This is a genomic window from Microvirga rosea, assembly GCF_020595095.1.
Lineage (GTDB): Bacteria > Pseudomonadota > Alphaproteobacteria > Rhizobiales > Beijerinckiaceae > Microvirga > Microvirga rosea.
This window is the reverse complement of the sequence record NZ_JAJDOP010000001.1, coordinates 790,328-813,549: the sequence shown is the minus strand read 5'-3', so window position 1 is coordinate 813,549 and position 23,222 is coordinate 790,328. Positions and strand designations below refer to the sequence as shown.

Below are 23,222 nucleotides of genomic sequence, written 5' to 3'. Positions count from 1 at the left end.
GCGGTTTTCCGGATTTCGGTTAGCGATCCGTGACGCTGTCCCGGATGACGAGTTCCGTTTCGAGGCGGATCAGCCGCGGTGTTTCCTGTTTTTGCAGCAAGGCGATCAAGGCCGCTGCAGCCGCCCGGCCAAGTTCCTGGCGTGGCTGGCGGATTGTCGTGAGAGCCGGCTCCGCGACGGCTGCGAATTCGATATCGTCGAACCCTGCGACGGAGATGTCTTGCGGCACGCGGATACCGGCGGATAGCAGCGTGCGGATCAAGCCGATCGCCATCTCGTCGCTCGTGCAGAATACGCCTGACGGGCGATTGGCCCTTTGAACGATCGAGTGCCCTGCCCGCATTCCCGATTCGATCGTGTAATCGCCAGGAATGACCCATGTCGGGTCGAAAGACAGCCCCGCCCTCTGCAGGCCGTCGCGATAGCCCCGATAACGCTCCTTCTCGAGAACGTTCCCGGCTGGGCCACTGACGTAAAGGATTTCGCGATGGCCCCGCGAGGCGAGGTACTGGGTCATCTTGCGGGCGGCCGTTCGATTGTCGATCTCGATTTGGGGAATGTCCGCGTTCGGAATGGCCTCGCACAGCGCCACGATCGGGATATCGATATCCGCCGCCCTGCCCTGACCATCCCGGCTTTGGCCAAAGAGGTGGCCATTCAGCAGGATGGCCCCATCGACCCGGCCCGCAGTGGTGAAGGCGGTAAAATGTGCCTCCTTCTCCGGCGAACCATCCAGGTCGCTGATGATCATGCCATAGCCAGCCTCGAACAGCGTCTCCTCGATGCCGCGCAGGATTCGCGAAAAGAAGGTGTTGGCGAGATCGGGCAGAACCACCAGAACCATTCCGGTTTTCTGGGAGCGCAGGGAACGAGCCGTAAGGTTGGGCGTGTAGCCCGTCTGGGCGATGGCCTCGAGCACCCGTGCCCGCTTCTCCGGGGAGACCCGTTGTGGCGTCGCGAGGGCACGGCTGACCGTGGCGGTCGAAACCTCGGCCAGTCTTGCCACATCCTGGATACGCACTCCGCGGTGGGGAGTGCTGCGCCGCTCCAGACGCCTCTTGGGCCCGAAATCGTCCATCCCAGCCTGATCCTTCCGACCTCTGTTTGACAGAAGCGAGGGTTGCGGTAAAGTTGATGTAATCGATTACATCGTGGCTCCGCACTGACCCGCGGAGCCTTTGTCGCCGAGCGTCCCGAAAGAGGATGCCGGCTCATCCGGAGGAAAATGCATGCTCTCATCCCCTTTGCCCCGCTGACATGAAGGACGTCTTCGACGTCCGAGAACCGCTTCCGGAACACGGCGGCGGACCGCAATCATCGACAAGGGTCCGGAGCAGCGCATGGCTTCCGTTCTTCGTGCAGAAGGCATCTCGAAATCGTTCGGGCCGATTGAGGTCCTCAAGGACATCTCCCTCGATCTCCAGGCCGGTGAGGTGCACGCGGTCATCGGCGAGAACGGCGCCGGGAAGTCGACCCTCATGCGTATCCTGTCCGGCCATCTTCTGCCGAGCCAGGGTGCATTGCTGCTCGACGGAGTCCCGGTCCGCTTTTCCGGCCCTGTAGAGGCGGAGGCACAGGGCATCGTCCTGGTGCATCAGGAGATTCTCCTCGCGGAAGACCTCACCGTGGCGGAGAATGTGTTTCTCGGACGGGAGATAAAGCGGCTAGGCTTCGTCGACGACCGGACGATGCGCGACAAGACCCGGGCGATCCTGAACGATCTGGGTGCAGTCATCGATCCGGACACTCATGTCCGCAACCTGTCCATCGCCGACCGGCAACTCGTTCAGATTGCCCGCGCCCTCCTGGTGCCGCACCGAGTGGTCGCATTCGACGAGCCGACGGCCGTTCTCACCCCTGTCGAAGCCGAGAGCCTCTTCGCCATCATCCGGAAACTGCGGGAGCAGAACGTCGCCGTCCTTTATATTTCCCACCGCCTCAACGAGGTGAAGGCGATAGCAGATCGCGTCACAGTCTTGCGGGATGGCCGCCTTGTGACGAATCGGGATATCGAAGGGCTCGAGCCCCTCGAAATGGCCCGCCTGATGGTCGGGCGCGACATGTCGAAGCTCTACCCGGAAAAGCCCGCGGGGGCCTCTGCCGATACGGTTCTGGCGGTCAGGGATTTCACCGTCCCCGGACATGTCACACGGGCATCCTTTTCGCTGCGGCGTGGTGAAATCCTTGGGTTTGGCGGACTGATCGGGGCAGGACGGACGGAGCTTTTCGAGAGTCTCCTGGGTTTGCGGGCGGGCCATGGGTCGATAACTCTTCACGGCGCATCCATTCGCTTCAAGGATGCACGGGAAGCGATGGCGGCAGGGATCGTCTACCTGTCGGAGGACCGAAAGGGAAAAGGGCTTCTGCTGCAGCAGAATCTGCGCGTGAACCTGACCCTCGCGGCCCTCGAGAAATTCACCCGGGCGTCGCTCATGGACAGAGGTGCCGAAGAAGGCGCGCTCGACAAAGCCATTCAGGACTTCGATATCCGAGCTCGCCGCCGCGACATGCTGGCGGGACAGCTCTCCGGTGGCAACCAGCAGAAGCTGCTTCTTGCCAAGATGATGCTTGCCGAGCCCCAGATCGTCATCATCGACGAGCCGACCCGCGGCGTAGACATCGGAACCAAGCAACAGATCTATAGCTTCATTGCCTCCCTTGCTCAGGAAGGACGCTCCGTCATCGTCATCTCGTCGGAGATGCAGGAACTGATCGGCCTGTGCCATCGCGTTCTCGTGATGCGCAACGGGCAGATCGCCGGAGAGGTGGAAGGCAACCGTCTGACCGAAGATGCCATCGTCTTTCTGGCGACTGGAGTTCACGAAGAAAGGGCGGCGGAAATCGCCGCAGGCCATGTATGACTGAAACCGTTATCCGCAGCGCATCTCAAGCCCGACGCTTTTCCGTGGATATGCGGACGCTGTCTCCCTTTATTGCCCTCATCGTGCTGATCATTGCCGGCACGCTCATCAATCCCGACTTCCTGACGGCATCCAATCTTCTCAATGTCGTCACCCGGTCCGCCTTTATCGCGATCATCGCGGTCGGCGCCACATTCGTTATCTCGGGCGGCGGCCTGGATCTGTCGGTGGGCTCCATGGCGGCTCTTATCGCCGGAGCCATGATTCTCATTCTGAACCGCATGGGCGGCGCGGACGTCGGAACACTCGCGATGGGCATGGGCGCGGCTCTTGCGCTGGGCGCCGTCTGCGGCCTTGCCAATGGCCTGATCGTCACGTTCGGACGCATCGAGCCTTTCATCGTCACCCTGGGGACGATGGGGATCTTCCGCTCCCTGGTAATCTGGCTCGCGGCCGGTGGGACGATCACGCTCCGCAACGCTGATCTGAGAGAAATCTATCGCCCGGCTTATTTCGGAACCATTGCCGGAATTCCTGTTCCAATCCTGGTCTTCCTGGTCGTGGCGGCGATCGGGGCGGTTCTTCTCTACCGGACGTCCTTCGGGCGGCATGTCATCGCCATCGGTTCCAACGAGGATGTCGCGCGCTATTCGGGCGTTCCCATCTGGCGCGTCAGGACGCTCACTTACGTCATCCAGGGCATCTGTGTGGCGATCGCCGTGCTTGTCTATGTGCCGCGCCTCGGCTCGGCGACTCCGACCACGGGCCTTCTCTGGGAACTCCAGGCGATCACCGCCGTGGTGGTCGGCGGAACGGCGCTGAGAGGCGGGATCGGCCGGATCTGGGGAACGGTGGCCGGCGCCGTCATTCTGGAACTCGTTGCAAACATCATGGTGCTGTCGAACTTCGTGTCCGAGTTTCTGGTCGGGGCGGTTCAGGGCGCCATCATCATTATCGCCATGCTCGTGCAGCGCTCATTTCAGCGCGGGCGATGAAGCCGGCCGAGCTCGCCGGTTCCGCATGAGAGCTCAAAACAGATCCTTCAGGGAGGGAAACATGAGAAAAACGACCTTAAGACTGGCAGCCGCAGCGGGCCTCTTGGCAGGCCTCGCCACGGGTGCCATGGCGCAGGACAAGAAGAACGTGACCATCGGGGTGTCGATCCCGGCCGCGACTCACGGGTGGACGGGCGGCGTTGTGTATCACGCCCAGGAAGCCGCCAAACAACTGGAGAAGACCTATCCGGGCCTCAAGGTCGTCGTGAAGACATCTCCGGACGGCGCTTCCCAGGCCAACGCCCTCGATGATCTGACGGCGCAGAAGATTGACGCCCTGGTCGTCCTTCCTTTCAACTCCGACGAACTGACCGATCCGGTTCGGGCCGTAAAGAAGCGCGGAACGTTTATCACGGTCGTGGATCGGGGCCTGAAGGATCCGGCGATCCAGGATATCTATGTCGCCGGCAACAATCCTGAATTCGGCCGGGTCGCTGGAAAATACATGGTCGACAACCTGAAGTCCGGTAACGTCGTCGTCTTTCGCGGCATCCCGACGGTGATCGACGAGGAGCGTGTCTCGAACTTCGAGAAGGCGCTCGAAGGATCCGGCGTCAAGGTGATCGACAAGCAATATGCCAACTGGAACCGCGACGACGCCTTCCGGGTGATGCAGGATTACCTGTCGAAGCATCCGAAGATCGATGCAGTCTGGGCTTCCGACGACGACATGGCGCTCGGCGTGCTCGAGGCCATTCGCCAGGCCAAGCGGGAGGATATCAAGTTCGTGCTCGGCGGCGCCGGCATGAAGGATATGATCAAGCGCGTGATGGATGGCGACAAGATGATCCCCGCCGACGTGTCCTATCCGCCTGCGATGATCGCGACGGCCATGAACGTGACGGCCGCTCAGTTCTTCACGGATGCGCCGATGCGCGGCACCTATGTGCTGAATGCCCAGCTGATCACGAAGGACAATGCGAAGGAACACTACTTCCCCAACTCGTCCTTCTAAAATGGTCCCGTCCCTCTCCTTTCGGGAGAGGGACACCCCTCGCAACAGACTTCACCGACGGGCACCCTCCTTTTCGCGCCATGGAGGAGACCGGGAGGCATTCCATGAAAACCATGAAGGGGCCGGGGCTCTTTCTTGCTCAATTTGCAAGCGATGAAGCCCCGTTCAACTCGCTCGACTCCATCTGCCGCTGGGCGGCTTCGCTCGGCTACAAGGGCGTGCAGATCCCCACATGGGATGCGCGGCTCTTCGACCTCGCAAAGGCGGCGGACTCGGAAACCTATTGCGATGAGATCCAGGGTATCGTCCGCTCGCACGGGCTGTCGATCACGGAACTCTCCACCCATCTTCAGGGGCAACTCGTCGCCGTTCATCCGGCTTTCGACGAAGCCTTCGACGGCTTTGCTGCTCCGGCGGTGCGCGGCAATCCGCGGGCGCGTCAGGAATGGGCGGTCGAACAGATGCTCATGGCCGCGAAGGCTTCCCGGCGCTTGGGGTTGACGGCAAGCGTCTCGTTCTCGGGCGCTCTGGCCTGGCCTTTCGTGTATCCGTGGCCGCAGCGACCCGCGGGGCTAATCGAAACCGCCTTCGAGGAGCTGGGCCGCCGCTGGCGTCCGATCTTGGATGCCTATGAGGATGCAGGCTGCGACGTGGCCTATGAGATCCACCCTGGCGAGGACGTTCATGATGGTGCGACCTTCGAGCGCTTCGTGGATGCGGTCGGAGGGCATGCCCGAGCCTGCATCAACTATGATCCGAGCCATTTCCTTCTTCAGCAGCTCGACTATGTCGCCTTCATTGATCTCTACCACGAGAGGATCAAGGCATTTCACGCCAAAGATGCGGAGTTCAATCCAACGGGCCGGGTCGGCGTGTATGGCGGCTATGAAAGCTGGATCAATCGGGCCGGCCGCTTCCGCTCCCTCGGGGATGGGCAAGTCGACTTCAACGCCATCTTCTCAAAGCTTGCCCAATACGATTACGATTCCTGGGCCGTCCTGGAATGGGAATGCTGCCTAAAGCATCCGGAGGATGGAGCCCGGGAGGGAGCGCAGTTCATCGCTAATCACATCATCCGCGTCACCGAAAAGGCGTTTGACGACTTCGCCGCGGGCGGAACCGACGACGCGGCCAATCGGCGTTTGCTCGGCATCGACGACCTTGCGAAGGCCGCGGAGTAAGCGCCATGACCATCAAAGGATCGGATCGTCAAAAGCTCAATCGCCGTCTTCGGCTCGGGATGGTTGGGGGTGGCCGCGGCGCCTTCATCGGTGCCGTTCATCGCATCGCGGCCCGGCTCGACGACCGCTGGGAGCTGGTGGCGGGGGCGCTCTCCTCCGACCCGGAACGGGCACGCCTTTCAGGACAGGACCTCCTGTTGCGGGACGACAGGATCTATGGCGACTTCAACGAGATGGCGCGGCGGGAGCGCCGTTTGAAGGACGGTATCGATGCAGTCGCCATTGTGACGCCGAACCATGCCCATGCGGCGGCGGCTCGCGCGTTTCTCAAGGCCGGCATTCACGTCATCTGCGACAAGCCGCTCACCACCACGCGCCGCGAGGCCGATCAGCTGGCAAGACTTGCCCGGGACTCCGGCCTTATCTTCGCGGTGACCCATAACTACACGGGCTATCCGCTGGTTCGGCAGGCGCGGGCGATGGTGAAGGCCGGGGATCTGGGCGAGATCAGGGTCGTTCAGGTCGAGTATGCGCAGGATTGGCTGGCAACCCGCGTGGAGGAAACGGGGAGCAAGCAGGCGGAATGGCGGACGGACCCGGCCCGGTCCGGACCGGCAGGGGCCGTCGGCGACATCGGCACCCATGCCTTCAACCTGGCTGAGTTCATTGCGGGGGTGGAGATCGTGTCCCTCGCGGCCGACCTTCACACCTTCGTGCCGGGACGACGATTGGACGACAATGCCCACATGATGTTGCGCTTCGCTTCCGGGGCTCAGGGGATGCTGTGGTGCAGCCAGGTCGCCGCCGGACAGGAAAACGGCCTTCGCATCCGGGTTTATGGTGAAAAGGGCGGCCTTGAATGGCATCAGGAGAATCCGAACCTCCTGATCCACTCGCCCTTGGGAGAGCCGCCCAGGCTCATTCGGCGCAACGGCGCAGGATCCTCGGAGGTGGCGCAGGCCGCATCGCGCATTCCGGCCGGGCACCCGGAGGGCTATCTCGAAGGCTTCGCCCAGATCTACGCGGACGTCGCCGAACAGATTGCGGCTCGCCTCGAAGAACGGGAGCCGAATCCTTATTCGCTTCAGGTCCCGACCGTCGAACACGGCGTGCGCGGTGTGAGGTTCATTGAAGCCGCCGTCCGCTCGTCGCAGCGGAAGGCCGCCTGGATCAATCTCTAACCTGTGGATCGTTGCGGGCGAAGGGCATGAATCCTTCGCCCATACATTCACTTTGTCACAGGAACGGCGGACAGGCTGGCAACCGGCGGCTCGGCCACCTATAACATAGCCAAAGGTGCGCTACGGGCGGGTTGTCCTCCGTCCGTCTTCGCGCTTCGGCAACAGGGAGTTCTCGTTCGTTCATGGCCTCGACCCATCATCACGATCACTCCGTCGAGGGGCTGAATGACACCCAGAAGCGTGTCCACAAAATCCTCATGGCCGCCCAGAATCCTCTCTCGGCCTATGAGGTGCTGGACAAGATGCGCTCGAAAGGCGCCGTGACGCCTCCGACCGTTTATCGCTCGCTCGACAAGCTGATCGAAAGAGGACTGGCTCACCGGCTGGAGAGCCTTAATGCCTATGTGGCCTGCAAGCACCCGCACCACCATGACATGGCGGCCTTCGCGATCTGCGAGGCCTGCGGCCTCGTTACGGAGTTCACGGATTCGCAGATCGACGAGCGACTAACCGGCTGGAGCGACGCCCATTCGTTCCGTCCGAAGAAAGTCACCGTGGAGGTTCGCGGCCTCTGCGTCGGCTGCTGCGCGGATGCAGCGGCGCCCCAATAGGCTAGCGCAATCCGGCAGTTACGGCTGCTGCCCGGCTAAATTTCGCGCGGAAGCATAGGTCTCTATGCAACCTTGCAAGCAGAAATTGCAACGATACCACATTGTGCAAGCGAAGCTTTACCTATATGAACATATAGGTTTTGAAATTACAGGAGCCAGGTATGAACGCCCGAGCCCATCGGAAAGAAGAGGAGGAGATGCTCCTCCAGCGTGCGGACGATTTGTGCCGTGCCAACAATCTTCGTTTGACGCCTATTCGTGAGCGGGTCTATCGCGAGCTGGTGCAGAGCGGCGGTCCTGTCGGGGCTTATGATCTTGTCGACCGCCTGAGCAGCGACAAGAAGCGTCTTGCCCCCGTGACGATCTACCGGGCTCTCGACTTCCTGCGCGATGCCGGCTTGGTTCACCGCCTGGCGACGCAGAACTCCTACATCGTGTCTCATGGCCAGCCCGAAGTGAACGCGATGAAGATCATGTTCGTCTGCACCAAGACGGGCCAGACCGTGGAAGTTCATTCCAAGGAAGTGGCCGAGGCGGTCAAGAAGGCGGCCGAGGAAGCGGGCTTCAAGTCCCTCTCGCCGTTCATCGAAGTCGAAGGCGAAATGGTTCGCTCATAAAATCAGGAACAGGGCGAACCCCGCCCTTTCTTCTCGAGGCAGCAAACAGAAAAGCCGGGCAATGCCCGGCTTTTCTTATTGTTACTCGGCGGCGAGAGCCCTGTGGGGGATGGGCTCGTGCTTGTCCCCGGGCACCGCTTTCTTGGTTTCACGGGAGATGAAGGTGTAGAACATCGGCACGACAAAGAGCGTGAAGATCGTTCCGATCGACATTCCCGCCGCGATCACGAGACCCATCGAGAAGCGCGCGGCAGCGCCCGCACCGCTGGCGTAAAGCAGCGGCGCGACACCCAGCACCATCGCGGCCGTGGTCATCAGGATCGGCCGGAGACGAACTCTGGCGGCTTCCTGAATGGCTTCCCGGCGGCTGATGCCCTCTTTCTCCTTGAGCTCGTTGGCGAACTCGACCATCAGGATGCCGTGCTTCGTGATCAGCCCCACGAGGGTGATCAGTCCGACCTCCGTATAGATATTGAGGGTCGCCAGGCCGAGGTTGAGGAAGATCATCGCTCCGAACATCGAGAGCGGAACCGACATCATGATGATGAACGGATCGCGGAAGCTCTCGAACTGGGCTGCAAGCACCAGATAGATCACGATGATCGCGAGACCGAAGGCAAGCGCAATGGAGCTCCCCTCCTGCACCTCGAGGCGCGACTGGCCGGCATAATCCTCATAGAAGCCCTGCGGCATGATCTCCTTTGCGATCGACCGAAGCGTCTGGAGCCCTTCCGATGTGGTGACGCCCGGAAGCGGAAGCGCCGATAGCGTCGCCGCGTTGAGCTGGTTGAACTGCTCGATCGATGCCGGCGCGGCGTCCGTCTTGATATGGACCAGGGCAGAGAGAGGCACCATCGACCCGTCCGACGCGCGCACATAATATGTGCCGAGACGCTCAGGGTTCAGGCGGTCCTCCTGCTTGACTTGGCTGATGACGTCATAGCTCCGGTTGTCCCGGTCAAACTTCGAGATCGGGGCACCACCTACCAGCGCTCCCAGGGTGTTGCCGATCTCGCTGACCGGAACGCCCATGGCGGCAGCCCGGTCACGATCGACGACGATCCGAGCCCGCGGCGTCTGATAGGAGACGGAGTTCTGCACGACGATGAACTTGCCGCTCGCCATCGCCTTCTGCTTCACCTGCTCGGCGACCTCGTAGGCTTGAGCGGGATCCCCGATCGTACGCAGCACATATTGGATCGGTAGACCGCCGCCTGCGCCCGGAAGCGAAGGTGGTGCGAAGACGAATGCCTGCACGCCCGCATTCTCGTTCAGAAGGTTCTGAATGTCCTGCTTGGTGACCGCACCCTTCTTCTGCCGCTCGCTCCATTCCTTGAGCTTGAAGCCGACAAAGCCGCCACCGCCACCGTCGATGCCGACGATCAGGAACGAATCCTCGATCTCCGGAATCTTCTCGGCGGCATTGGTGAACTGGGTCGAGAAGGTCTGCGTATAGTCGGCCGTTGCATATTGCGGTGCGTTGACCAGACCGAGATAGGCGCCCTGATCCTCTTCCGGAGCAAGCTCGGACGGTGTCTTCGAGAACAGGAAAACCGTCGTCCCAAGTAGCGCCGCAACGATCAGCAGCGTCACATAGCGGTATTCGAGGGAGCCTTTGAGCCTCCGCGCATACCAGTTCTCAACACGCGTGAACGTCCGGTCGACCACGCCGGCAAAGCCGGTCTGGCCCCCATGCCCATGCGCCTTCAGGAGCTTGGACGACATCATCGGCGACAAGGTCACGGCAATGACGCCCGAGATCACGACGGATCCCGCCAACGTGAACGCGAACTCCCGGAACAGAGTGCCGGTGAGGCCCTGCGTGAAGCCGATCGGCGCATAAACCGCCGCCAGCGTGATCGTCATGGAGACGATCGGCACGAAGATTTCCTTCATGCCCACGATGGCCGCATCGACAGGCTTCAAACCTTCCTCGATATGGCGATGGATGTTCTCCAGAACCACGATGGCGTCGTCCACCACGAGGCCGATGGCGAGCACCATTGCCAGTAGCGTGAGAAGGTTGATCGAATAGCCCAGGGCGAAGAGCACGAAACAGACACCGATCAGCGACAGCGGAATCGTCACGATCGGGATCAGCACCGAGCGGAACGAGCCCAGGAAGAGCAGGATCACGATGATCACGATCAGGGCCGCTTCGCCGATGGTCTTGAACACTTCCTCGATGGAGGCCGAGATGAAGTTCGAGGCGTCGTAGACGATCTCGACCGTCATCCCCTTCGGAAGCGTCGGCCGGATGGAATCGATCGCCTTCGTCACCTCCGCGGCAACCGTCAGCGGGTTGGCGGACGGCGTCGGCGTGATGCCGATGAAGGTGCCTTCCTTGCCGTTGAAGCTGACTTTCGTATCGGTGCTTTTCGGACCCAGAGCCACGTCTGCGACGTCACGCAGACGCACAACCTGATCGCCGTTGGAACGGATCGGGAGCGTCCCGAAGGATTCCGGCGTCTGGAAGGTGGTCTGCATCTCGAGGGCATAAGCCACGAACTCGTTCTGCGTCTTGCCCGGCGCCGCGAGGAAGTTGCTGGAGCGCACGGCGGCGACGACGTCACCTGCGGTCACGCCGCGCGCCGCAAGACGCACCGGATCGATCCACACGCGCATGGAGAAGTCGCGGCCACCGAGGATTTCCGCCGTTCCGACGCCTTCCAGGGTCGCGAAGCGCGGCTGCACCACCCGGGTCAGGAATTCCGACACCTGCTCGGGATTCATCTCCGAGCTGGCGAAGGTCAGATACATGAGGGCGAAGGTCTGGCCGGTGCCCTTGACGATCACCGGATCTTCCGCATCCGTCGGCAGCTGGGCGCGCACCGTCTGAACCTTTGCGGTCACTTCGGTGAGCGCCGCATTGGGATCGGTATTGAGGCGCATGCGCACGGAAACCGTGCTCAGGCCGAGACGGCTCTGCGAGGTCACGTAATCGACGCCTTCGGCGCTCGACACGGCCTTGGCGATGGGCGTGCTGATGAAGCCCTGCATCAGGTCCGCGCTGGCGCCCGTGTAAGTCGTCGTAATGGTGATCGTGGTTTCCTCGACCTCCGGATACTGACGGACCTGGAGGCTCATCAGACCCTGCGCACCAAGCAGCAGGATCAGGAGGCTCACCACCATGGACAAGACCGGGCGGCGAATGAAGAGTTCTGTAAAACTCATGGGAAAGCTGCCTATTCTCCGGTCGCGAGCTTGGTCGCGTCGACCTTGGTCAGGTCGATCGTGTTGTTGATCTTCACCGTTGAGCCCGCCTGAAGCTTATTCTGCCCCGAGGCGACGACCTGCTGGCCCGGCTCGACGCCGGAGAGGATTTCCACCGTGCCGCCGCGGCGGCGGCCGAGCTTGACGAAAACCTGCTTCGCCACGTCGACCTTCTGTCCGCCCTTGTCTTCCGGCTCGATGGTGTAGACGTAATCACCATAAAGGCTCGTGATGACCGCCGTCTGAGGGATCGTGACGACGTTCGGCTCAGCCGGCAGGACGGCTTCCACATGCAGGAACTGACCCGGCAGGATGGCACCGTCCTTGTTCGCCTCGACGATCCCCTGGACCGAAACCAGGCGGGTCTTGGGATCGACACGCGGATCCTTGCCGGTGACACGGCCGGCAAAGCGCAGATCGTTATCCGCAACGCCGACGCGGACTTCCTGACCGAGCTTGATCTTGCTCGCTTCCTGCTCCGGAACCGTGAAGTCGACCTTCATGGACGACAGATCCTGGAAGCTCGCAATGACCGTTCCGGGCTGCAGGTACTGGCCGATATCGATCCGCGGAATGCCGATGATGCCCGAGAACGGAGCCTTCAGGGCCTTCTGCTCGATGGTCGCCTCCAGGCGCGCGAGCCGGGAGCGTGCGGCGGCTTGCGCGGCGCTCGCCTGATCGAAATTGGCTTCTGTACCGTAACCCCGTGCGGACAACGTCTTCGCCCGCTCGAAATTGCTCTCGGCCACTTTCACGGCCGCCTGCACGTCCGTCAGGTCGGCGCGCTCCACGGCATCATCGAGCTGAACCAGAACCTCGCCCTTGCGGACTTCCTGGTTCGCCTTGAACTTGATTTCCTTCACGATGCCCTGGATCTCGAACGAGAGTTCGACGCCGTTCGCCGCACGGGCGGTCCCGATCGCGCTGACGGCCGGATTCCAGGTCTTGGTTTCCACCTTCGCCGAAGAGATCACCTGCGGAGGCGCCTTCATGTTGGCGAAGAAGTCCTTGATCATCTTGTCTTTGAAGAAGTTGAACCAGACCAAGCCGGCGCAGAGTCCAACCGCAAGAATGAACACAAGGGAGACTACGATGCGCCGCTTCATGGCTTAATCCGAGAGTTTGCGGGTCCGAAGAATCGGATCCTATCTGATTGTGGAGGGGCGGCTTTAGCGCAACTTCCCCTTGACGCCAATGCCGCGGCAGCCTTTATATACCGTCCAGACGGTTTAGTTGCAAGAGATGTAAATGTTCGGATGTGTCCGGGGCCGGAAGAGTTCCCGAGAAAAAATTCTCGATGCAGCTGCAGAACTTGTCGGCGAAATCGGCGCCGGACGCCTGACTCTTGACGCTGTCGCGGAACGAGCGGGCCTCAGCAAAGGCGGGCTTCTTTACAACTTTCCAAGTAAAGAATCACTTCTCCAAGCCATGATTCAGCGCTTGGTTGATGAGGTTTCCTCTGAAAAAGAGGCGCTCAGGGCGCAGATGACGCCCAGCCGCAACCTTGAGGCCAAGCTCTGCACGGCAGCCCTTCTCAAGATGTGTGTCGGCGGCAAGATGAAAGAGATCGCCACCGGAATGCTGGCGGCATCTTCCGAGAACCCCCGTCTCCTGGAGCCCGTTCGCCACGTGGTCAAGGACACGCTGGAAAAGCTCCAGACCACGTCCGAGGATCCCGACGCCAGTCTTCTGGCCTGGCTTGCGGTCGAGGGCCTGCGCAGCATGGAAATGCACGATATCAGCCCGTTCACGGATGCCGACCGGGAGCGTCTCATCGAAGCCATCGGCCGCCTGCTTGAGAAGGGCATTGCCGAACAGGCCGCCTGAAGCACGTCGTCAGGCGACCCAGGACGGATCGTTCAGGACCTCGTCGGTATGCTCTCCCAACCGGGGCGACGGGCGTGTCGCGGCCATCGGCTTGCCGTTCATGACGATCGGCGACCGAACCGACGGGATCGACCCACCCTTAGCGGCCGCGGCCGGCAGATCGATCTTCATGCCCCGCGCAATTACCTGAGGATCCGCGAAGACATCGGCCACCGCGTTGATGGGGCCCGCCGGAACACCCTGTTTCTCGAGGTCCGACAGAAGGGCGCCACGGGTCGTTCGCAGCGTCAGCTCCGTCAGGATCGGCACGAGGTCGGCCCGGTGGCGAACCCGGCCCGCATTGGTCCTGAAACGCTCGTCCTCGGCCAGCTCCGGCCGTCCGAGAACGTTCACGAACCGGGCATATTGACCGTCATTGCCGACCGCGACGATCACATGGCCGTCCGAGACGGGAAAGACCTGATACGGAACGATGTTGGGATGAGCGTTGCCCATTCGCCGGGGGGATTTGCCGGAGGCCAGGTAGTTCATGGCCTGGTTGGCCAGGACACCCGTCTGCACATCGAGGAGGGCCATGTCGAGCTGAGCCCCCTCCCCTGTCTGGTCCCGGTGCCGAAGGGCGGCCAGCACGCCGACGACGGAATAAACGCCGGTGAAGATATCGGCGAAGGCCACGCCGATCTTCTGCGGCTCCCCGTCCGGATCACCTGTGAGATCCATGATCCCGCCCATCCCCTGGATCATGAAATCATAGCCCGCACGGGACGCGTAAGGCCCGTCCTGACCGAACCCGGTAATGGAGCAATAAACGAGGCGCGGATTGACGGCCTTCAGGCTCTCGTAATCGAGACCGTATTTCTTGAGGCCGCCGACCTTGAAATTCTCGATCAGCACATCGGCGCCGGCGGCGAGCTTCCGGATGGTTTCCTGACCCTCCGGCGTCTCGAAATCGACCGCGATGGAGCGCTTGCCGCGATTGCAGGCATGAAAATACGCAGCCGAGAGATCGCCCCCGTCGGCGGCCTCGATGAAGGGCGGGCCCCAGCCGCGCGTGTCGTCCCCGGCCCCCGGCCGCTCGACCTTGACCACATCGGCCCCGAGATCGGCCAGGAGCTGACCGACCCAGGGGCCGGCCAGGATACGGGCGAGTTCAAGAACCTTGAGCCCTTCAAGCGGCTTCGTCATGAGGTTTTTGCTTTCCGCTCTTGTGCTTAGAAGAACGCCTGCAATCCGGTTTGCGCGCGCCCCAGGATCAGCGCATGCACGTCGTGCGTCCCCTCGTAGGTGTTCACCGTCTCTAGGTTCTGCGCGTGGCGCATCACATGATATTCCTCCTGGATGCCGTTGCCGCCGTGCATGTCGCGGGCTTGGCGCGCGATATCCAGCGCCTTTCCGCAATTGTTCCGCTTCACGAGGGAGATCATCTCCGGAGCCATGCGACCCTCGTCGAAGAGGCGGCCGACACGCAAGGATGCATGCAGCCCCAACGTAATCTCGGTCATCATGTCGGCGAGCTTCTTCTGGACCAGCTGGGTGGCGGCCAGGGGCTTGTCGAACTGCTTCCGATCGAGGGTGTATTGCAGGGCGCGATGCCAGCAATCCTCCGCGGCGCCCATGGCGCCCCAGGAAATGCCGTAGCGGGCGCGATTGAGGCAGCCGAACGGGCCCTTCAGGCCGGAGACGTTCGGCAACAATGCGTCTTCCGGCACCTCGACGCCGTCCATGACGATCTCGCCGGTGATCGAGGCCCGCAGGGACAGCTTGCCGCCGATCTTCGGCGCGGACAGGCCCTTCATGCCCTTATCGAGGATGAAGCCGCGGATCTGGTTGTCATGGGCGGCAGACTTCGCCCAGACCACGAACACGTCCGCGATGGGAGAATTCGAAATCCACATCTTGCTGCCGGTCAGGCGATAGCCCCCGTCGATCTTCTCGGCACGGGTCTTCATGCCGGCCGGATCCGATCCGGCATCGGGCTCGGTCAAGCCGAAGCAGCCGACGAACTCGCCGGAGGCCAGCTTCGGCAGATATTTCCGGCGCTGTTCCTCGCTGCCATAGGCATAGATCGGATACATGACGAGGGATGATTGCACGCTCATCATGGAGCGATAGCCGGAATCGACGCGCTCGACCTCCCGCGCCACGAGCCCATAGGCCACATAGGAGGCTCCGGCGCAGCCGTAATCCTCCGGCAGGGTCACGCCCAGCAGGCCGAGTTCTCCCATCTCGTTGAAGATCGCCCGGTCGGTGCGCTCTTCGCGATAGGCTTCGATCACGCGCGGCAGGAGCTTTTCCTGCGCATAGGCGCGGGCCGTATCCCGGATCATGCGCTCGTCGTCGGTCAGCAGATCGTCGAGCAGGAGCGGGTCATCCCATTTGAGCTTCGCAAGTTCGTGAGCACCGGCCATGGTTCCGATCCTTCTTCCCAGGCGCTGCGAAACGGCAACGCCGAACCGAGTTGATGAAATTGCGCGGGAAATTCGCCCTGGACAGCCGGGAAGTAAAGCGACATCTTCGAAGCACGTTATTCAAAAACGGAATGAACTGTGCTCAAGCGTGGCTTTCTCCCCAGTGTCGGCAACCTCCTGGCCTTCGAGGCGACGGCACGGCACGGCAGCGTCTCCCGGGCCGCGGAAGAGCTGAACCTCACGCAGAGCGCGGTGTCGCGGCAGATCCAGCAGCTTGAGGACTCCCTCGGCGTTTCGCTTTTCAGCCGGACCCGGCAGCGGGTTGTCCTGACGGATGTGGGGAGGATGTACGCGACCCATGTGCGCAATACCTTGGGCGAACTCTCCGACGCCACCCATCAGGCGATCGCCCTGTCCGGAACCCGGGGCGTTCTCAATCTCGCGGTTCTGCCGACCTTCGGCACGCGCTGGCTCATTCCGCGCATGCCCGAATTCTTCGAGCGTCATCCGGACGTGACGGTCAATTTCGGAGTTCGGCTCGTCCCCTTCGATTTCGCCGCCGAACCCTTCGACGCCGCCATCCATTTCGGGCAACCCCATTGGCCAGGGGCCTTGTGCGATCATCTCATGGACGAGGAATGCGTTCCCGTCTGCAGCCCGGAATACAAGGAGCGTGAGCGGATACGGGAACCGGCCGATCTGACGCACACGATCCTGCTTCAGCAGAGCACACGCTCCACCGCCTGGGCGGAGTGGTTCGCCAGCGTCGGCGTGACGATCGGCAATGCGCTGCGCGGTCCCCGTTTCGAGCAGTTTGCCATGGTGGCTCAAGCGGCCGCAGCCGGTCTCGGCGTCGGCCTCATTCCGCACTTCCTTATTGCCGACGAACTCGCGGCAGGCCGCCTGACCCGTTTGTTTCCGCAAAGCCTGGTCAGCAGCGGCGCCTACTACCTGGTTTATCCGGAGCCCAAAGCGGAAGCGCCTTTGGTGCGCTCCTTCCGCGACTGGATCAAGACAAGAGCGCAGCAGGCGCCGCTTCCGGCTATGGGAAAGACCGCTGACGCTTCAGCACCGTCCAGGCCAAGGTGAGGGCGCCCCAGCCGCAGGCCGCGATGGCCGCCACCATGGAACGCTGCGTCCCGTCGAAGAAAGCGCTGACGAGCACGATCACGGTGGCGCCGGTGCAAAGCTGCAACGTCCCCATGAGGGCGGACGCCGTGCCGGCGATGGGGCCGTGGGATTCCAACGCCAGGACAGCCGTCGACGGAATGACGAGACCCAGGCAGCCGAAGGACACGAACAGCAAGCCCCAAAGCACATAAGGATTGTCCATTCCGGACAGCGTCAGGGCAAAGAGACAGGTGGTCAGAACGGCAAAGACGCTGATGGCGATACGGACGACCCGCTCGGCCCCGAAGCGGCGCATGAGCATGCTGTTGAACTGCGCGCCGCCGATAAAGGCAACCGCATTGGAGGCGAAAACGAGACTGTAGCGCGACGGCGTGAGACCGAAATGCTCGATGAAGACGACCGATGATCCTGCGAGATAGGCAAAGAAGCTCGATTGCCCGAGCCCTCCGATGAAGACGAGGCCAAGGAATCTCCAATCCTTGAAAAGCTCGCCATAGGTCCGCACGACCTGACCGACGCTTCTGCGCCCCGCGTCGGGCTTGCGGGTTTCCGGCAGGAGGATGAGGACCACCAACAGGCCGCCGAGACCGATGGCGGCGATGGCCCAGAAAATCACGCGCCAGCTGTAGAACTCGGTCAACGTGCTGCCGGCCAACGGCGCCAGGATCGGGGACACGCTGAACACCAGCATGGTTGTCGCCATGAGGCGCGCGGCCTCCGCACCGGTATGAAGATCGCGGACGATCGCCCGCGTGATCACCATGCTGGCGCAGGCGCCGACGCCCTGGAGAAACCGAAAAGCGATCAGGGTTTCGGCATTCCGGGCGAAGCTGCAGCCGATGGCGCCGACGATGAACAGGGCGAGGCCGAAATAGATCGGCGGCTTGCGTCCGACCTGATCGGAAATGGGCCCATAGATGACCTGGCACAGGGCAACGGCCAGAAAAAAGCTCATCAGGCTCATCTGGACCGCGCTGACGTCGACCTGCAATTCCCTCGCGATGGCCGGGAAAGCGGGCAGGTACATATCAATGGCGAACGGCCCAATCGCAGACAACATGCCGAGAACAAGGGCATTGCGAAGAAATGTCGATTTCATGGGAAAAGGCTTTGCTGAGGTCCGACCGAATGTCGGAAAGGCTAAAGGGTCCGCGTTCCGTCGAACGCAGATGGCAATGACAATGGGGAAAACGCGCCGGGGCCGGGGCAGCGGCAGGACAAACGCCTGCGACCGCACGGCAGCGTTTTATGCCTCTCGGTCCTCGGGCGCAAGACAGGAATTTAAACAAGCGCTCTCGATGCGGCGCAGCAGGCGCCGCATCGAAACGCGGGCGCGGATCAGAGCAGAGCGCTCTCCTTGCGGCCCGAGAGATGGAAGGCCGCATAGACGGCCACAACGGTCATGGCGAGAAGGATCGACGAGAGCGCCGAGGCCGTGCCGTATTCGCCGTCCATGACCGACAGATAGATCCTCACCGGCATGGTGATCGTGCGGCCCACATAGAGCACGAGAGACGACGAGAGCTCGTTCATGGCGGTGACGAAACTCATGAGCGCTCCCGCCAAAATGCCCGGGACGATCAGCGGCACGGTGACCTTGAGGAAGGCCCGTCCCGGCGAATAGCCGAGACTGACGGCGGCGTCCTCGAGGTTCGGACCGACCTGCTTCAAGGCCGCGGCCACCGAGCGGGCCGAATACGGCAGACGTCGCACGTAAACCGCCAGGATGATGATGAGGCCCGTCCCGGTGAGGGCGAGAGGAGGGTCGTTGAAGCGGGTGATGAAGGCAATGCCCATCACGATTCCCGGAACGATGTAGGGGATCATCAGAAGCGCATCGAGCGAGCCGGTGGCGACGCTCGGACGGCGCGAGATCAGGTAACCGATCAGCGTTCCGCTGATCACGATGGCCACCACCGCGATGGAGGAAAAGAGCAGGGTGTTCCAGATCGGATCGGAGACCGTCGCGATGACCTTCTGGTAGCTTTGAAGGCTCAGGCCCGGTTGGAACACCGGACCGCTGGTGCGGCGGAAGGAGAACAGCACCACGATGAATGCCGGCAGTGCCCCGAGGAGCACGATCGTATAGGCCAGCACATGCAGCCCGACCGATTTGAGGCCGCTCACCCGCTGGCGTTCCGGCTTCTTGATCAGGTTGCTGTAATAGACGTTCTTGCGCAGGATCCAGCGCTGCCCGAACACGACGATCATGGACAAAACGATCAGAACGATGCTGAGCGCGGACGCCATGCCGGGATTGCCGCCGACCTCTCCGGAGAACAGGTTGAAGGCCTCCGTCGCCAGCACGTTGAAGTCGCGCCCGATGATCCGGGGCGTGCCGAAATCCGCGATGGACAGGACGAACGTCAGGAGCGCGCTGGCCGAGATCGCGGGCAGGATCAGCGGAAATGTCACCGTGAAGAGCCGCTTCCAGGGCGGCACGCCAAGGCTTTCCGCAGCCTCTTCCACGGACCGGTTGATGGCGGCCAGAGCCCCGGAGGTAATGAGGAAGACGTGCGGGAAGAACTTGAGGCTGAACACCAGGATCACCCCCGCCACTCCGTAGATCGGCGGGATGGCGATGCCGATGGACGCGAGACCTTTCCGGATGACGCCGCTGGCGCCGAACAGCACGATCCATGCGTAAGCGCCGATGAAGGGTGGCGAGACGAGAGCCACCACGGCCAGGGTCTGGATGATCGCGCGTCCGTAGATGTGAAAACGGGTCGTCACGAAGGCAAGCGTCACACCCAGGACGAGTGCGCCGGCCATTCCCCCGAACCCTGCGATGAAGGTGTTGCCGATGGCCCGCTGGTAGGCCTTGATCGTGAAGATATCCACATAGTGAGCAAGCGAGAAGGCGCCGGTGGCGTTGTCGATCAGGCTGGCCTTCAGGATCGACGAGAGAGGCCATACCAGCAGAATGAGCAGGATCGCCCAGGCGCCCATGAGGACGAAGGTCCAAAGATCGAAGCGGGTGCGCTTGGTCATCGGGCTTGCTTTCCCATGCTCACGAGATCGCCGTCGGCATCGAACAGGGCGCACTTTGCGAGGGGCAGCAGGATATCGATTCCCTGCCCTTCCATGGCGATGAAATCGGCGCTCGGATCCATGACCTGGGCGATGATCTCGCCGACCTCGGTCCGAAGGGTGTAATGGGCCTCGCGGCCGAGGAACGTCACCTTGCGGACCTCTCCGCGCAGGGAAATGGCCTCGCCCTGGGCCTCCTGCCGGGTCAGGATCACGTTCTCGGGCCTGATGGCGAGTTCGGGGGGTCCCGATTTTGGCAGGGCGGGGAACGGAAGCGACTGGCTGCCGACGACGAGCTTTCCGCCATCGAGGGTGGCCGGCACGAAGTTCATGGTGCCGACAAAGCTCGCGGCAAACCGCCGGACGGGATGCCGGTAGATCTCGAAGGGCGTCCCGATCTGCTCCACATGGCCCTTGTTCATGACGCAGATGCGGTCGGAAACGGCCAGAGCCTCCTCCTGATCGTGGGTCACGTAGATGGTCGTGATCCCGAGGCGCCGCTGGATATCGCGGATATCCTCGCGCAGCTCGATCCGCAGTTTCGCATCGAGATTGGACAAGGGCTCGTCCATGAGCAGCAGGGTCGGGCGGATGGCCATGGCGCGGGCAAGCCCGATGCGCTGCTGCTGACCGCCGGACATTTCCGCCGGCAGCCGCGATTGATAGCCGTCGAGACGCACCATCTTCAGGCTCTCGGCCACCCGGGCCTCGATCTCCGATTTCGGCAGGGACCGGGCCTTGAGGCCGAACGCGACGTTCTCCGCGACCGTCAGATGCGGAAAAACCGCATAATCCTGGAAGACCATGCCGATATCGCGCTTATGAGCGGGCTTGGGGTCGATTCGCTCCCCCTTGACGATGATCTCGCCCCGGTCCTGCTGCTGAAAGCCTGCGATGGTCCGCAGGAGCGTGGTCTTTCCGCACCCGCTCGGGCCGAGAAGGGTGAAGAACTCCCCTGAGGCGATCGTCAGATCGATGCTTTCGAGGACGCGAACGTCCCGATAGCTTTTTGCCAACCCCTGGATCCTCAGTTCCGCCACGCCCCACTCCTATTTTTGTATAACTACGCTTCGCTGTCCGCCGACTTTACAAAACTTCCAGGTTTCAGCAACATGGCGTAGCTTTGCTACTTAATCCGGGGAGGACGGAATGCTGAAGGTGGGCTTGACGGCTGGTATCCTGCTGGCGTCGCTGAGCGTCACGGCGATGGCGCAAGATAAGTCGGTGGTGGTCTATACGGCGCACAAGGCGTCCATCGTCGATGCCCTGGTTCCCAAGTTCGAAAAGGAAACGGGAATCAAGGTCGATGTCGTAAAGGCAGGATCGGGCGACATCATCAAACGCGTCAAGGCGGAATCATCGGCGGCGAAAGCCGACGTGATCTGGAGCATCGGCGGCGAGCAGCTCGAAGACAACAAGGACCTGCTACAGACCTATACGCCCAAGGACGACGCGGCCATCCTCCAGACCTACAAGGTCAGCCCGGAATGGATCCCCTATACGGGCATTCTGCTCGTGATGGCGGTCAACAACAAGGAGCTGAAGCCGAACGAATATCCCAAGACCTGGGCCGAGCTTGGCGATCCCAAGTGGAAGGGCAAGGTTTCGTCCGCCCGGGCCGATTCGTCCGGCTCCTCGTTCCAGCAGCTCGCGACCGTCCTGCTGGCTTATGGCGACAAGGGCTGGGATGTGTACAACAAGACCCTCGCCAACATGAACCTGTCGGATTCCTCCGGCGCCGTTCCGCGTTACGTCAATGACGGAGAGGCCCTGGTCGGCCTGACCCTCGAGGACAACGCCCTCGACTACGTCAAGGGCGGCGGCAACGTGGCGATCGTTTATCCGGAGGACGGCTCCTCGACCGTCGCGGACGGTGTTGCTCTCGTGAAGGGGGCCCCGCATGCGGATAACGGCAAGGTCTTCATCGATTGGCTCCTGTCCAAGCCCGTCCAGGAGCAGCTCGTGTCGGAAATCGGCCGCCGCTCCGTACGCAAGGACGTCACGGGCGCCGGCCTGAAGCCGATCAGCCAGATCAAGCTGGTCGACTACGACATCAAGAAGGTAGCCCAGAGCCGCAGCGAATGGATCGCCAAGTGGAAGGCGGCTCTTCAGAACCGCTGAGACCGACCGATCCAACGACCTGACAGAAACGCAATGCTGATCGAGGCTTTCTCCGAGGCGAAGGATCCGTCCAAGCCTCATACGAACGAGGATCGCCTCGTGATTCTGCCGGGCCGTGCCTATGCGGTGATCGACGGCGTCACGGACCGCCTCGGCACCCGGTATTCCGGCATGCTGTCCGGTCAATACGCAGCAACCATCGTCAAGGGCGCGCTCGAGCATCTGCTGAGCGCGCCCGACGCCCCGTCGGACGGCCTGGCCATCGTCAGGGCCCTGACGGACGCCATCACCAAGGCCTACCAGGCCCACAACATGTTCGAAAAGGCGCAGACGGACCTGAACGTGCGCCTTTCCGCGGCCCTGGCGCTTGTTCTCGTTCATGGCTCCAGCCTCGACGTGATCCTGGTCGGCGACAGCGGCGTTCGGCTGAACGGAACACACATCCTGCGGATGGAGAAGGACCTCGACCTGATCACCTCCACCCTGCGCCGGGAGGCCTGGCCGGTGATCGGCGAGCGGACGCAGGACCGTCTCGTGCAGGAACAGATGTCCCGGCGCATCACATGGCACGGCACGCGCCAGCCGGCCGATGCCTTCGAGGGCCTTCTGACGGCTGACGACATGAGCCGGATCGAAGGTCTTGCGATCCGTGCCAATCAGGCTGCCCTGCCCCATGTCCCCCTGGAGCTGATCACGCATCTCGTCACCGGCGGCATCGTGAATGCGCAGGGCGGCTATCAAAACAGCACATCCACCATTCTGGGCTATCCCTGTCTCGACGGATTTCCAGTCCCCGAAAGCCTGATCCGCATCGAACGCTTCGCCCTTGATGACATTCAAACGGTGGAGATCTACTCGGACGGATACTTCAAGCCGGGCGACACGTTTGGCGTGGCGTCCTGGGAAGAGGCCTTCGCCGAGGCGGAGCGGGAGGATCCCGCCAAAGTCGTTCTCTATCCCTCTCCCAAGGGATCGACCGCGTCGAACTGGGCCGACGACAGAACCTATCTCGGCGTCAGATTATGAGATCC

Annotated in this window: 19 protein-coding genes and 1 pseudogene; 12 read left to right on the top strand and 8 right to left on the bottom strand. The window is 62.1% G+C overall.

Annotated features, from left to right (window positions below; translation table 11 throughout):
• Positions 1 to 19: 19 nt before the first annotated feature.
• Complete coding sequence (locus LJD17_RS03830; RefSeq protein WP_227382802.1) at positions 20 to 1,078, bottom strand: LacI family DNA-binding transcriptional regulator; 1,059 nt, start codon at positions 1,076 to 1,078, stop codon at positions 20 to 22.
• 262 nt (positions 1,079 to 1,340) lie between these two features.
• On the opposite strand from LJD17_RS03830, the gene LJD17_RS03825 reads away from it, so the two are divergent.
• The 7 genes from LJD17_RS03825 (at position 1,341) to LJD17_RS03795 (ending at position 8,461) form a co-directional block, all read left to right on the top strand.
• Positions 1,341 to 2,861 (top strand): sugar ABC transporter ATP-binding protein, encoded by a 1,521-nt coding sequence (locus tag LJD17_RS03825; RefSeq protein ID WP_227382801.1) that lies wholly within the window; start codon positions 1,341 to 1,343, stop codon positions 2,859 to 2,861.
• Entirely contained in the window at positions 2,858 to 3,856 is a 999-nt protein-coding gene (locus LJD17_RS03820) for an ABC transporter permease (protein ID WP_227382800.1), read from the top strand. The genes LJD17_RS03825 and LJD17_RS03820 overlap by 4 nt, the downstream gene beginning before the upstream one ends.
• A 61-nt stretch (positions 3,857 to 3,917) precedes the next feature.
• Positions 3,918 to 4,871 carry an ABC transporter substrate-binding protein gene (locus LJD17_RS03815; RefSeq protein WP_227382799.1) on the top strand — a complete coding sequence of 318 codons (954 nt, stop codon included), beginning with the start codon at positions 3,918 to 3,920 and terminating at the stop codon, positions 4,869 to 4,871.
• A gap of 104 nt (positions 4,872 to 4,975) precedes the next feature.
• Positions 4,976 to 6,052, top strand: a complete 1,077-nt coding sequence (locus LJD17_RS03810) for a sugar phosphate isomerase/epimerase family protein (RefSeq protein ID WP_227382798.1) — start codon at positions 4,976 to 4,978, stop codon at positions 6,050 to 6,052.
• Positions 6,053 to 6,057: 5 nt separating this feature from the next.
• Complete coding sequence (locus LJD17_RS03805) at positions 6,058 to 7,233, top strand: Gfo/Idh/MocA family protein (RefSeq protein WP_227382797.1); 1,176 nt, start codon at positions 6,058 to 6,060, stop codon at positions 7,231 to 7,233.
• A gap of 182 nt (positions 7,234 to 7,415) precedes the next feature.
• On the top strand, positions 7,416 to 7,844 hold the full coding sequence (locus LJD17_RS03800) for a Fur family transcriptional regulator (protein ID WP_227382796.1): 429 nt from the start codon (positions 7,416 to 7,418) through the stop codon (positions 7,842 to 7,844).
• A 161-nt stretch (positions 7,845 to 8,005) separates the two neighbouring features.
• Positions 8,006 to 8,461, top strand: a complete 456-nt coding sequence (locus tag LJD17_RS03795) for a Fur family transcriptional regulator (protein ID WP_227382795.1) — start codon at positions 8,006 to 8,008, stop codon at positions 8,459 to 8,461.
• An 81-nt stretch (positions 8,462 to 8,542) separates the two neighbouring features.
• Here LJD17_RS03795 and LJD17_RS03790 read toward each other — a convergent pair whose 3' ends face one another.
• Together LJD17_RS03790 and LJD17_RS03785 are read right to left on the bottom strand one after the other, a co-directional pair.
• Positions 8,543 to 11,635 carry an efflux RND transporter permease subunit gene (locus LJD17_RS03790; protein WP_227382794.1) on the bottom strand — a complete coding sequence of 1,031 codons (3,093 nt, stop codon included), beginning with the start codon at positions 11,633 to 11,635 and terminating at the stop codon, positions 8,543 to 8,545.
• Between the two features lie 11 nt (positions 11,636 to 11,646).
• The gene (locus LJD17_RS03785; protein WP_227382793.1) at positions 11,647 to 12,780 is read right to left on the bottom strand and encodes an efflux RND transporter periplasmic adaptor subunit; all 1,134 of its coding nucleotides are present in this window, start codon (positions 12,778 to 12,780) and stop codon (positions 11,647 to 11,649) included.
• Between the two features lie 142 nt (positions 12,781 to 12,922).
• On the opposite strand from LJD17_RS03785, the pseudogene LJD17_RS24325 reads away from it, so the two are divergent.
• Together LJD17_RS24325 and LJD17_RS03775 are read left to right on the top strand one after the other, a co-directional pair.
• A pseudogene (locus LJD17_RS24325) lies at positions 12,923 to 13,045 on the top strand (TetR family transcriptional regulator); the annotation flags it as partial.
• Positions 13,046 to 13,159: 114 nt separating this feature from the next.
• Complete coding sequence (locus LJD17_RS03775; RefSeq protein WP_227382917.1) at positions 13,160 to 13,501, top strand: hypothetical protein; 342 nt, start codon at positions 13,160 to 13,162, stop codon at positions 13,499 to 13,501.
• A 9-nt stretch (positions 13,502 to 13,510) separates the two neighbouring features.
• On the opposite strand, the gene LJD17_RS03770 is transcribed toward LJD17_RS03775, so the two are convergent.
• Together LJD17_RS03770 and LJD17_RS03765 are read right to left on the bottom strand one after the other, a co-directional pair.
• Positions 13,511 to 14,686 carry a CaiB/BaiF CoA transferase family protein gene (locus LJD17_RS03770; RefSeq protein WP_227382792.1) on the bottom strand — a complete coding sequence of 392 codons (1,176 nt, stop codon included), beginning with the start codon at positions 14,684 to 14,686 and terminating at the stop codon, positions 13,511 to 13,513.
• Between the two features lie 26 nt (positions 14,687 to 14,712).
• Positions 14,713 to 15,909 carry an acyl-CoA dehydrogenase gene (locus LJD17_RS03765; protein WP_227382791.1) on the bottom strand — a complete coding sequence of 399 codons (1,197 nt, stop codon included), beginning with the start codon at positions 15,907 to 15,909 and terminating at the stop codon, positions 14,713 to 14,715.
• Between the two features lie 138 nt (positions 15,910 to 16,047).
• Here LJD17_RS03765 and gcvA point away from each other — a divergent pair, with 138 nt between their 5' ends.
• Positions 16,048 to 16,998 carry a transcriptional regulator GcvA gene (gene gcvA, locus LJD17_RS03760; RefSeq protein WP_227382790.1) on the top strand — a complete coding sequence of 317 codons (951 nt, stop codon included), beginning with the start codon at positions 16,048 to 16,050 and terminating at the stop codon, positions 16,996 to 16,998.
• Here the strand turns inward: gcvA and LJD17_RS03755 are convergent.
• The 3 genes from LJD17_RS03755 to LJD17_RS03745 form a co-directional block, all read right to left on the bottom strand.
• A complete protein-coding gene (locus LJD17_RS03755; RefSeq protein ID WP_227382789.1) occupies positions 16,952 to 18,139 on the bottom strand; it encodes a multidrug effflux MFS transporter in 1,188 nt (395 codons plus the stop codon). The genes gcvA and LJD17_RS03755 overlap by 47 nt on opposite strands.
• Before the next feature lie 239 nt (positions 18,140 to 18,378).
• On the bottom strand, positions 18,379 to 20,031 hold the full coding sequence (locus LJD17_RS03750; RefSeq protein WP_227382788.1) for an ABC transporter permease: 1,653 nt from the start codon (positions 20,029 to 20,031) through the stop codon (positions 18,379 to 18,381).
• The gene (locus LJD17_RS03745; RefSeq protein ID WP_227382787.1) at positions 20,028 to 21,110 is read right to left on the bottom strand and encodes an ABC transporter ATP-binding protein; all 1,083 of its coding nucleotides are present in this window, start codon (positions 21,108 to 21,110) and stop codon (positions 20,028 to 20,030) included. Before LJD17_RS03745 ends, LJD17_RS03750 begins: the two co-directional genes overlap by 4 nt.
• 109 nt (positions 21,111 to 21,219) lie before the next feature.
• Here LJD17_RS03745 and LJD17_RS03740 point away from each other — a divergent pair, with 109 nt between their 5' ends.
• Both LJD17_RS03740 and LJD17_RS03735 read left to right on the top strand, forming a co-directional pair.
• Complete coding sequence (locus LJD17_RS03740; RefSeq protein ID WP_227382786.1) at positions 21,220 to 22,191, top strand: extracellular solute-binding protein; 972 nt, start codon at positions 21,220 to 21,222, stop codon at positions 22,189 to 22,191.
• Positions 22,192 to 22,224: 33 nt separating this feature from the next.
• Positions 22,225 to 23,217, top strand: coding sequence for a hypothetical protein (locus tag LJD17_RS03735; protein WP_227382785.1), 993 nt, complete (start codon positions 22,225 to 22,227; stop codon positions 23,215 to 23,217).
• The last annotated feature ends 5 nt before the right edge of the window (positions 23,218 to 23,222 follow it).